10 protein-coding genes and 1 tRNA gene are annotated in these 10662 nt (G+C 77.0%); 7 read left to right on the forward strand and 4 right to left on the reverse strand.

What is annotated here, in order from left to right:
* Positions 1 to 53: 53 nt before the first annotated feature.
* Both VM95_RS31405 and VM95_RS44795 read right to left on the reverse strand, forming a co-directional pair.
* Positions 54 to 1016: a spermidine synthase gene (locus tag VM95_RS31405; RefSeq protein ID WP_045703238.1), complete on the reverse strand. Its 963-nt coding sequence runs from the start codon at positions 1014 to 1016 to the stop codon at positions 54 to 56.
* A gap of 149 nt (positions 1017 to 1165) precedes the next feature.
* Positions 1166 to 1678 carry a hypothetical protein gene (locus tag VM95_RS44795; protein WP_244179015.1) on the reverse strand — a complete coding sequence of 171 codons (513 nt, stop codon included), beginning with the start codon at positions 1676 to 1678 and terminating at the stop codon, positions 1166 to 1168.
* A gap of 315 nt (positions 1679 to 1993) precedes the next feature.
* Here VM95_RS44795 and VM95_RS31415 point away from each other — a divergent pair, with 315 nt between their 5' ends.
* Positions 1994 to 3616: an NsdA family TPR-like regulatory protein gene (locus tag VM95_RS31415; RefSeq protein ID WP_045703240.1), complete on the forward strand. Its 1623-nt coding sequence runs from the start codon at positions 1994 to 1996 to the stop codon at positions 3614 to 3616.
* Positions 3617 to 3728: 112 nt separating this feature from the next.
* On the opposite strand, the gene VM95_RS31420 is transcribed toward VM95_RS31415, so the two are convergent.
* The gene (locus VM95_RS31420) at positions 3729 to 4385 is read right to left on the reverse strand and encodes a histidine phosphatase family protein (RefSeq protein ID WP_045703242.1); all 657 of its coding nucleotides are present in this window, start codon (positions 4383 to 4385) and stop codon (positions 3729 to 3731) included.
* Positions 4386 to 4559: 174 nt separating this feature from the next.
* On the opposite strand from VM95_RS31420, the gene VM95_RS31425 reads away from it, so the two are divergent.
* The 3 genes from VM95_RS31425 to VM95_RS31435 all read left to right on the forward strand — a co-directional run bounded on the left by VM95_RS31425 (position 4560) and on the right by VM95_RS31435 (position 8893).
* Positions 4560 to 5789 carry a hypothetical protein gene (locus tag VM95_RS31425; RefSeq protein WP_045703244.1) on the forward strand — a complete coding sequence of 410 codons (1230 nt, stop codon included), beginning with the start codon at positions 4560 to 4562 and terminating at the stop codon, positions 5787 to 5789.
* 141 nt (positions 5790 to 5930) lie between these two features.
* A complete protein-coding gene (locus tag VM95_RS31430; protein ID WP_045703246.1) occupies positions 5931 to 7532 on the forward strand; it encodes a hypothetical protein in 1602 nt (533 codons plus the stop codon).
* Positions 7532 to 8893, forward strand: a complete 1362-nt coding sequence (locus VM95_RS31435) for an AAA family ATPase (RefSeq protein WP_045703249.1) — start codon at positions 7532 to 7534, stop codon at positions 8891 to 8893. Before VM95_RS31430 ends, VM95_RS31435 begins: the two co-directional genes overlap by 1 nt.
* A 3-nt stretch (positions 8894 to 8896) precedes the next feature.
* Here the strand turns inward: VM95_RS31435 and VM95_RS31440 are convergent, their stop codons facing one another.
* Complete coding sequence (locus tag VM95_RS31440) at positions 8897 to 9214, reverse strand: hypothetical protein (RefSeq protein WP_045703251.1); 318 nt, start codon at positions 9212 to 9214, stop codon at positions 8897 to 8899.
* 252 nt (positions 9215 to 9466) lie between these two features.
* Here VM95_RS31440 and VM95_RS31445 point away from each other — a divergent pair, with 252 nt between their 5' ends.
* From VM95_RS31445 to VM95_RS31455, 3 genes are all read left to right on the forward strand, one after another.
* Positions 9467 to 9823 carry a hypothetical protein gene (locus VM95_RS31445; protein ID WP_045703253.1) on the forward strand — a complete coding sequence of 119 codons (357 nt, stop codon included), beginning with the start codon at positions 9467 to 9469 and terminating at the stop codon, positions 9821 to 9823.
* Positions 9824 to 9929: 106 nt separating this feature from the next.
* Positions 9930 to 10487, forward strand: a complete 558-nt coding sequence (locus tag VM95_RS31450; protein WP_045703274.1) for a bifunctional DNA primase/polymerase — start codon at positions 9930 to 9932, stop codon at positions 10485 to 10487.
* Positions 10488 to 10571: 84 nt separating this feature from the next.
* Positions 10572 to 10645, forward strand: a tRNA-Lys gene (locus tag VM95_RS31455).
* The last annotated feature ends 17 nt before the right edge of the window (positions 10646 to 10662 follow it).

Below are 10662 nucleotides of genomic sequence, written 5' to 3' on the forward strand. Positions count from 1 at the left end.
GCTGCGTACGACCCGGCGGCGGAGGCGACCGGCCGCAGCGGCCGCGGTGCGCGTCAGCGGAAGACGCCCGGCGGTGGCGCCGGGGACGGGGCGGCCGTGGCGTCGGTGGCCGGGGTGGCGCCGGCGGCGAAGTCGGTGAGGGGGCGGCCGTGTTCGACGCGGGCGTGGGCGGGGTCGGAGGCGACCCGGCGGGTGAGTTCGGCGATCGGGAGGGGGGTGTGGGCGGCGGCCAGGACGAGGTTGCCGAAGCGCTTGCCGCGCAGGACGGCGGGGTCGGCGATCAGGCACAGTTCGGGGAAGACCGCGCCGAGGGTGGCTATCTGGGAGCGCGCGAAGGGCAGCGCCGAGCCGTCCGCGATGTTGGCGGCGTACCAGCCGCCCGGGGCGAGGGCGCGGGCGGCGAGGGCGGTGAACTCGACGGTGGTGCAGTGGGCCGGGGTGCGGGCGCCGGAGAAGACGTCGGTGATGACGAGGTCGACGGCGCCTTCGGGGGTGCGTTCCAGCACGCTGCGGGCGTCGGCGCCGCGCACCTTGATCTGCCAGCCGCGTTCCAGCGGGAGTTCGGCGCGGACGAGTTCGGTCAGCTCCGTGTCGATCTCGGCGACCTGCTGCCGGGAGCGCGGCCGGGTGGCGGCCACGTAGCGGGCCAGGGTGAGGGCTCCGCCGCCGAGGTGCAGGACGGTGAGCGGGCGGCCGGGCGGGGCGACGAGGTCGATCACGTGGCCGAGCCGGCGCTGGTACTCGAAGCCGAGGTGGGTGGGGTCGGCGAGGTCGACGAGGGACTGCGGGGCACCGTCGATGAGCAGCGACCAGGCGGCGGGGCGGTCCCGGTCGGGGCGCAGCTCGGCCAGCCCGGAGCCGACCTGGCGGCTGAGCGGCCCCTGTGCGTGGCTGCGGCCCGTCGAGCCGGTCGCGCCCGCCGAGCCGCCCGCGCCGGTCGCGGCGGTCGGCGCCGCCGCCGGCGCACCGCCGCGGCCGGATCTGCTGCTTCGGCTGCTTCGTCCCATGGCGGCCATTATCGCCGCAGAACCGAACACGCTCTCGATCGGGACGGGCGGCCGCGCAGCTCAGGGGCGTGCCGGGTGGATCCGGCCGGAGGTCACGCCCGGCTGGTGGCCGAGGCGCGCGAACCCGGCGGGATCCGCGGGACACGCTCCGGGAACGCCTAGAACGGCCCGAGGCCGCCTGCGGTGAGCGTGCAGGCGGCCTCGCAGAGGGCGGAGCGGAGCACCCAGGCGTCGGTGGGACGGGCGGCGCAATCGGCGCCGGCCGGGGGGATCACCCAGCGCGGGTCGGTGGCGGCGGGGAGCAGGGCGCCCGCCGTACAGGTGCTGCCGGGCAGGTGCCAGGTCTCCCGGGTGCCGGCCGGGACGAGGAAGGCGACGGTGCTGCCGCTGCGGCTCTGCAGGACGGCTCCGCAGGCGCGGCGCAGCCGCAGGATGTCGACGGCCTCCAGGCCGTGCCGCAGGGCGACCGTCACGGTGTCGCAGCTGGTGACGAGGGCGCCCTCGGGGGGTGCGGTGCGGTCGCGGCGGGGGCCGCCGCAGGGGGCTCTGCCGCCCTCGACCGGGCCCCGGCCGGGGATCCGGTCGTCGGCGGGGTCGGGCAGCAGGGCCGGTGCGGCGCCGGCGGGGGCGCGCCCGGCGACGGGGCGGTACTGCGGCAGTCCGGTGGCCATCACGGGCCCTCCTCCATACCTCGCTCTATACCTCGTCCGTACCTCGCCCGGGTGCCGCGCACGGACACCTCGTGCGGGTACCTCGTCGGGTCGGAAGCTCCTCCGCCGCGGGTGGGGGCCGGCGGGGGCGGCGGCCGGGGCTTCCACGTACCAGGACAACGCGGCGGAGGCACCCGAGGCCACGGGGCGCCTTACAGCAAGGCATGGCATTTCATGGCGGATTACCCACAACATCGTCCGTTTCCTCCCGAATTGACAGCAGACCTCCCGCAAACCCGCTGTGTCCGGTCGGTGACTCCGAGTACTGTCGCCCCCATGGCAGCCACCCCACCGGCCGAGCCCGACCGACCGTCCCCCAACACCGTGATGCGCACCCTCCGCGGCGACCGCTCCCCCGGCGAGTTCGCCATGGCGGTGCGCCGGGCCGCCCGCGAGATCGGCGAGCACGTGTCCTGCGACGCCCGGTACGTCGGGCGGGTCGAGTCCGGTGAGATCCGCTGCCCCAACTACGCCTACGAGCGGGTGTTCCGGCACATGTGGCCGGGCCGCACGCTCACCGACCTCGGCTTCGCGCCCCGGTCCGCCGTCCGCCGCCGCCCGGTGGACGGCGGACCGGGGGGCGGCGAGGCGGCTCCGCTCCATCCGCCGTTCCCGCCCCTGCCCGCCCCGCGCTCACCGCTCTCCACTCAACTCCCGTACGCTGCCTCGCCGTACGCGGATTCCGCCGCTCCGGACGGGCCGTCGCGGCCGGGTGCCGGCGCGGGGCCCAGGGGGCCCGGCGGATCGCCCCATCTCGACGAGGAGAACGACGACGTGCGTCGCCGTACGTTCCTGGCCGGCGGCACCACCGCGCTGGCCACCGTGATCGGCATCGACCGGCCGGCCGCGGCCGCGACCGGCCCCACCGCCGGCCGCTTCCCCGCGGTGGGCGACGGCGCCGCCGCCCGGGCCGCCCTGTTCGACGCCGGCCCGATGTCCGACGCCGGCCGGGCCGGCTTCGTGCCCGGCCGCCCCGGGCCGGTGCCGCCGCCGCGCCGGGTCGGCACCGCCGAGGTGCTCGGCGTCGAACAGGCCGTCCGGGACATCCGGCTGGCCGACGACGCGCACGGCGCCGACGCCCTGTACGAGCTCGCCGGCCAGTCGCTGCGCCACGCCTACGTCCTGCTCAACGACGGCGAGTACGGCCTCGAGACGGAGCGCCGGCTCCAGGCCGGGGCCGGCGAACTCGCCATCTCGGTGGGCTGGTTGGCGCACGACTCGAACCGGCTCGCGGACGCCCGCTCGTTCTACGCGGAGGCGCTCGCCACCGCCCGGATGGCCGGCGACTCCGCGCTGGAGGCGCACGTCTTCTGCAACAGCGCGTTCCTGGCCCGGGACGCGGGGCGCCCGCGCGAGGCGCTGCGCGCCGCCCAGGCCGGGCAGGCCGCCGCCCGACAGCTGGACTCCGACCGGCTGCTCGCGCTGCTCGCCATGCGCGAGGCCGGCGCCTGGGCCGTGCTGCGGGACCGCGCCGCCTGCGAACGGGCGCTCACCCGGGCGTACGTGCTGTTCGACCGCGGCCCCTCGGAGGCCGACCCGGAGTGGATGTCCTTCTTCGGCGAGGCCGAGATCGCCGGGCTGCAGTCCCAGTGCTGGTCGGCGCTCGGCGACTGGGACCGCGCCAGCGAGCAGGCCCTGCTGGCCATCGACCTCCAGGAGCCGCAGTTCGTCCGCAACCGGGCGCTGTACACCGCCGAGCTGGCCCACGACCGGCTCGGCCGGGGGGACTTGGCGGGGGCGGCGCACCACGGCGACACCGCCGTGGTGCTGTTCGAGCAGGTCCGCTCGGCCCGCGTCCGGGGCATGCTCGCGGACACCGCCGAGCGGCTGCGCGCGCACGCCGCGGTGCCGGAGGTCCGCCGCTTCCTGGCCGGGTACGACCGGTCCGCGGCGGCCTGACGGGCGGACGAGCGGGGCGGGCCGACGAGCAGACGAGCCGCCACCGGCCGGGTCAGTGGCCGGGTCAGTGGCCGGGCCAGAGGCCGGGCCAGAGGCCGGGTCAGAGTCCGGGTCAGTGGCCGGAGTTCAGCCCGTCCAGGTGGGAGAGGTCGTTCCAGACCTCGACCGCCGGCGCGCCGTACTCCCAGGACAGCACGCACAGCGCCGCCGTGCCGAGCTTGAACCGCTGGGCGAACTCGGGCGGCAGGCCCAGCCAGCGGGCGGCCAGGATGCGCAGCAGGTGGCCGTGCGCGAACAGGACGACGTCCCGGTCGGCGCAGTGCATGGTCGTGGTGTCCGGCGCGGGGACGCCGTGCTCGTCGTTGAGTTCGGCGAGGAAGCCGTCGACCCGGGCGGCGACCTCGGAGAGCTTCTCCCCGCCGGGCACGCCGTCGCGCCAGATCAGCCAGCCGGGCTGGTCGGTGGCGCGGATGTCGGCGCCGGTGCGGCCCTCGTACTGCCCGTAGTCCCACTCCAGCAGTTCGGGGCGCTCGACCGCGCGGTCGCCGAAGCCGGCCAGCTCGCAGGTCTCCTTGGCGCGGCCGAGCGGGCTGGTGTAGACGAGCGCGTCCGGCAGCCCGTTCCACGGGGCCTCGGCGAGCCGGACGCCGAGCGCCCGGGCCATCGCGCGGCCCTCCTCGGTCAGCGGGATGTCGGTGCGGCCGGTGTGTTGGCCGGTGGCCGACCACGCGGTCTCGCCGTGGCGGACCAGCACGATTCGGGCGGGCATGGGGGGCTCCTCGCAGCGGGGCGGTCAACGGTCGGTCTCACCCTTGAGCACCGGGCTCCATGATCCCCCACCCGCCCGCGCCCTGCCCGGCGCCCCCTCCCGCTGCCCGGTTCCGGCCGGAACGGGCCGGTCCGCACCGCGTTGTCGGACCCGGATGCGACACTGGGCCGCACCATGAACGTCTCGACGAACGTCCCGCTCGGCGGGCCCGCTGAGCCGCTCGCCCAGCGGCTCGCCGAGCTGCGCGGACCGGCCCCCCAGCGCAGCCTGAACGCCCGCTCCCTCGCCGCGCTCGCCGCCAATCCCGGCTGCCACCGCCGTGCCGTGCTCGACGCGGCCGGGGTGGACAAGACCGCGCTGGCCGCCCGGCTGGGCCGCCCCGCCCCGTTCGGGCAGTCCCCGTTCGCGATCGCCCGCGGCGTGATCTTCGAGTCCCGGCTGAAGGCGGACGACTACGCCGCGCTGCTGGAGCCGCTGCGCGCACACCTCGGACTCCCCGCCGGCGACGGCGCCCCGCTGGAGGTGCCGGACCTGCTGCACCGCTCCGGCCCCGCCGTCCGGGCCGACCGGACGGCCGAGGCGCTGGCCCGGGCCGCCGCCGAGCCCGAGGCCTGGACCCTGCTGGACCACCCGATGCTGCGGCTGGAGGTGGCCGGCAGCGCCGCCTACCTGGAGCCGGACGCGCTGGTGGTGCACGGCGGGCGGTGCACGGTGGTCGAGATCAAGTCCTTCCCGGTGCTGGACGGCAGCGCGGACCCGGCCAAGGTCGGCGCCGCCGCCCGCCAGGCCGCCGTGTACGTGCTGGCGCTCCAGCAGCACGCCGCCGCGGCCGCCGGCCGTCCGCTCGCCGCCGACCCCTACACCGAGCAGCGGCTGCCGGGCAGCCCCCGCACCAGCGTGCTGCTGGTCTGCCCGAAGGACTTCGGCAACCGGCCGACCGCGGTCGCCGTCGACGTCCGGCGCGAACTCGCCACCACCCGCCGCCAGTTGAGCCGGATGACCGACATCGGCCGGCTGCTCGCCGAGCTGCCCGCGGGTACCGACTTCGACCTCGCGGCCGACCAGGACGGTGTGCCCGCCCGGACCTCCGAGCAGCTGACCGCCGCCGTCGAGACGATGCCCGCCGCCTACAGCCCGGACTGCCTGTCCACCTGCGAACTCGGCTTCCACTGCCGGGCGCGGGCCCGCTGCGACGACCGGGTCGAGCAGCTCGGCCGGGGCGTGCGCGGCGAGCTGGGCAGCATCCGGACGGTGTCCGCCGCGCTGGCCGCCGCCACCGGCGCGGACGGCACGGACGACGCCGCCGAACGCCTGGCCTACGCGGCCGCCCTGCGCGCGGAAGCGCTCGGCGTCGCGGTGGGCGCTGGGGTCGGGGCCGGTGCCAGCGCCGAGGCGGGCGCATGAGCGAGCGAATCGTCGAAAGGCGCGCGTGGGCGAATGCCCCTGCCGAGCGAAGCGGGGCGGGCGCATGAGCGAGCGCAGCGAGCGAATCATCGAAAGGCGCGCGTGGGCGAATGCCCCTGCCGAGCGAAGCGAGGCGGGCGCATGAGCCTGCTGACCACCCTCGCCCGGCTGCAGGCCGTCCGCAGCGGGCGGGCCGAGCCGCTGGCCACCGTCCGGCACCGGCACCTGTCGGACCGCCCGATGGTGCTGGTCCCGCTGACCGCGGCCGGTGAGTCCGGCGCCCCGCTCGCCGTCATGCTGGGCACCGACCGGGACGCCCCCCGGCTGCACCTGGTGCCGCAGCCGCTCAACCGCACCCTGCGGTTCGACTTCCTGGCCGAGCTGGCCGCCGACCTGCTGCCCTACCTGGAGTCCTTCGCCGGCGACGTGGAGCAGATCGAGGGCTCCGAGAAGGACCCGGAGACCGGCGAGAAGACCCAGGTGTTCCGCGAGCTGTGCGCCGACGCGCCGCAGCTGATCGTGCCGAACGGCGCGGGCGTGCGGCACCTCGCGCTGATCGGCCGCTCGACCCGGTTCCGCCGCACCGTCGAGGACGAGGAGCCGGGCCCGTACCCGGCGCCGGCCCGGGTGCCGCTGCTCGGCCGCTGGCTGACCCACCTCACCGACCGCGCCCAGGTGCCCGGCTCCAGCCTGCTGCTGCCGATGACCGGCCTGCTCGCCCGGCACTGGGCCACCGGCCAGAGCCACCTGGAGGACCAGCACCTGGCCGCGCTGCTGGCCTGGCACGCCCCGCCGCCCGGGCTGACCGGCGCGCAGGCGGCCGAGCGGGCCGAGTCCGCCCGGGACGGGCAGGGGCAGCTGCTGCACCCGCCGGCCGGGCCGGCCACCGACCCGCGCTTCGACGAGTTCGTGCTCGCGCCCGCGATCGCCCGCTACGACGCGGCGGTCGCCGCACTGCAGCACAGCGCCGAACAGCGGGACGAGGCCGCCGCCGAGCGGGCCCGCACGGCCGTCAAGGACGCGGTCGGGCAGCTGGAGCAGGTGCTCGCGGCCGTCCTGCTGCCCACCTGGCGGGACGTCTGGCACGGCCTGGACCTGCTGCGCGCCCTCCCGCCGGCCGGCCATCTGGAGGAGCGCTGGACCGGCGACCGTTGGTCCTACACCGGCCACCGGGACCGTCTGGCGGCCGGCGAGCCGCCGCAGCCCCGGCAGGACGACGCCGTCACCGCCGCCCGCAAGCTCGCCCAGCGCGAGCGCGAGCAGACCCGGCTGGACGTCCAGGAGGCCCTGGACGACCCGCTGGCGATGGCCGAGCACCGGCTGGCCGGCGAGGCGTTCGCGGGCGTGGTGACCGAGGTGGTGCCGGACTACGACACCACCGGCCGCTCCCCCAAGCCCCGCCCGCTGGTCACCCTGCGCACCGCCGACCGCCCGCACGCCGACCTCGGCCGGGAGGCGCACCGCGTACACGGGCCCTCCGCGCAGAAGGCCGAGATCGTCGCCGTCGACCCGGCCGAGGGGACCGTCACCCTGCGGGTGCTGTCCGGCATGGGCCGCAGGAAGGAGCCCGAGCCGGGCAGCCTGCCCGAGCCCGGCGAGTCGGTCACCTTCACCCTGTTCGAGCTGACGGCCCGCCAGTCCGCGCCGCTGCCCGAGCCGGACGACACCCCGTGGACGCACGGCGGCCCGCCCGGCGGCGCGCCCGTGCCCGCCGTCCCGTCCGCCTCCGAGGAGTGGGAGTGATGACCGAATCGATCAGCGGGCAGCACCCGGGCGCGGCCGCCGACGCCGCTGTGGCCCGGATCCTGGCGGCCACCGTCCGCCCGCCGGCCGGCGCCCCGCGCGGCGTGGTGGTGGACTCCCCGCCCGGCGCGGGCAAGTCCACCCTGGTGGTGCGGGCCGCCCGCGAGCTGGTGGCGGCCGGCGAGCGGCTGATGATCGTCGCCCAGACGAACGGCCAGGTGGACGACTTGGTCGGCCGACTGGCCGAGAAGGCGCCGGAGTTGACGATCGGCCGGCTGCACGCGGCGGACTCCCGGCCGGGCCCGGAGGTGCTGGCGCACGCCAACGTGACGCCCTCCGACAAGGTCGCCGACCTGGTCGAGCACGACGTGGTGATCTCCACCTCGGCCAAGTGGCAGTGGGTGCGGGCCGAGGCGCCGTGGCGGCACGCGATCGTCGACGAGGCGTACCAGATGCGCTCGGACGCGCTGCTCGCCGTGGCCCGGCTGTTCGAGCGGGCGCTGTTCGTCGGCGACCCGGGCCAGCTGGACCCGTTCACCGTGGTCGGCACCGAGCAGTGGGCCGGCCTGTCGTACGACCCGTCCGGCAGCGCGGTGGTCACGCTGCTGGCGCACAACCCGCAGATCGAGCCGCACCGGCTGCCGGTCTCCTGGCGGCTGCCCGCCAGCGCGGCGCCGCTGATCTCGCGGGCGTTCTACCCGTACACGCCGTTCCGCTCGGGCACCGGCCCGGACGACCGCCGGCTGGCCGTCGCCGTCCGCCCGGACGGCTCGGCGCTGGACGCGGTGATCGACCGGGCCGCCGAGCACGGCTGGGCACTGCTGGAACTGCCCGCCCGGCACACCGTGCGGACCGACCCGCAGGCGGTGGCGGCCGTCGCGGCCACCGTCCGCCGGCTGCTGGAGCGCGGGCTGACCGCCCACTCCGAGCAGGGCGAGGGCCCGCTCACCGCGGACCGGATCGCGGTCGGCACCGCCCACCGGGACCAGGCGGCGGCCGTCCGCGCCGCGCTGGTGGCGGTGGGCGTCCCGGTGGACGGCGCGGCCGGGCCGGCCGTCACGGTGGACACCGCCAACCGGCTGCAGGGCCGCGAGTACGACGTCACCGTGGTGCTGCACCCGCTCTCCGGCCGCCCCGACGCGACCGCCTTCCACCTGGAGACCGGCCGGCTGTGCGTGCTCGCCTCCCGGCACCGGCACGCCTGCATCGTGGTGGCCCGGGCCGGGATCGCCGAGCTGCTGGACGAGCACCCGGCCACCGAGCCGGTGCAGCTGGGCGTCCCGGTGGCCTTCCCGGACGGCTGGGAGGCCAACCACCAGGTGCTCCAGCACCTGAGCGGCCACCGGGTCCACCTGCGCTGAGGGTCAGTCCTCCGTCTCGCACACGGCGAAGGCGACCACCGAGCCGTGCTCGGCCTGGGCGCTCCACCCGGTGGCGTCGGTGGTCGGCCCGCTGGCGCGGACCGGGCCGGCGGCGTCGGGCTGGAGCCGGTAGCCGCCGCCGGTCAGGTGGGTGCCGAGCGGGCAGGTGGCGGTGGAGACGCCGCCCGGGCTGCTCGGCGGCCCGCTGACCACCTTCGCGGTCTCGGCGGCGGCCGCCGCCGGGGCTCCGGCGAGCAGCAGGGCCGACGGCAGGGCGAGGGCGGGCAGGACGAGGACGGGCAGGGCCTTGAGCAGACGCATGCATGGCTCCCGGTGCGGTGGACGGCGCGGACACCCGGGACAACCGGTTCGCGTGCGATCCGGATGCGCGGCGCCCGGAGCGACGGACCGGCGCGCTCCGGGAAGTCCGGCGCGCGGCCCGGGAATAGCGCCCGCACGCGCACCGTTCCGCTACCGGCCGTCTCCGCGAGACAATGGACGACGGCCACGACCGGGCGGGCCGGCCCGGAACCCCCCGCCCACCCCACCCTCAGACCCCGGAGGTGTCCGTCCATGCCCGACTCCCGTGCAGAGTCGACCGAGCCCACCAGGCGCCTGCGCCCCGCGGAGCTGCGGTTCGAGCCGCAGGCTGCCGAGGCCGAGCCGGAACGATTCTTCGACCTGGAGTCGATCGAGGACCCGGCCGAGCTGCTGCGCCGCTCCACCGAGTTGGCGCTGGCCTTCCGGGCGGCCGCCGAGCGGGCCACGGACTTCCAGGCGGTCGCGGCCGCGCAGCTGGCCGACCCTCGCCGCTTCGACGCGCTGCCGCCCGCCGAGATCGCGCAGCGGGCGGACTGGACGCCCGACTACGCCGCCAAGATGATCGAGTACGGCAGGGGCCTGCTCCAGCCGCGCCGCCACGAGGACTGACCTCTGGCATATGCCAGCGGCGGATGGTACGCGATGACCCGCCGCCGTGTCCGGCGAACCGCGCTTTCCGCCCCGCCGGGCCCGCCCGCCGCGCAGGCTGCTGTGCGTGGACATCTGGACGCACCAGTCGGTGGAGTACGTGACCGTGGCCGGGGAGGCCTGGCTCGCCTCCGCCAGTGAGTACCCGCGCAGCATGCGCGCCCTCTGGGAGGACCGCCCGTGGGCGCCTTCGGTGCTGCCCTGCGGGCGCGCCTTCGACGTGATCAGCATGCCGGGCCTGTTCGGCCGCCGGGTGCTGGACGAGCTGTGGGCCTCCGGCCCCGGCTGCGGCCCGGTGGCGGCCTACCGCGGCCGGACCCTGCTGTTCGTCCAGCCGGGCGCGGCGCCCCGGCTGCGCCGGCTGCTGGCCTGGGAGGAGTGGGCCAGGGACGTGCCGCCGCTGCTGTGCCACGGCCGGGGCGACACCGTGACGGTGCCGCCGGTCCAGCGGATGGTGCACGGCCCCGAGTCCCCCGGGCAGGGCTCCGGGCGGTGGATCGTCGCCCCGGAGGAGCGCGAGCCCTGGCTGCCCGGCGCCTCGGTGGTGCTGTGGGCCTGCGTCCGGGCGGCGCGCGAGGCGGACGCCCCGCCCCTCGCCGACCCGGCCGCGCTGACCATCGGCTGAGTTGGCCGGGGGGTGAACGGCGGGCGGCCGGTATTCGATTTTGGCCCGGACGCACGGCGCTGCTAGAGTCTTCTCTGTCAGCAGGCGCCGCTAGCTCAGTTGGTTAGAGCAGCTGACTCTTAATCAGCGGGTCCGGGGTTCGAGTCCCTGGCGGCGCACAGACAGCCGGAAGGCC

This window comes from Streptomyces rubellomurinus (assembly GCF_000961885.1).
Taxonomy (GTDB): domain Bacteria; phylum Actinomycetota; class Actinomycetes; order Streptomycetales; family Streptomycetaceae; genus Kitasatospora; species Kitasatospora rubellomurina.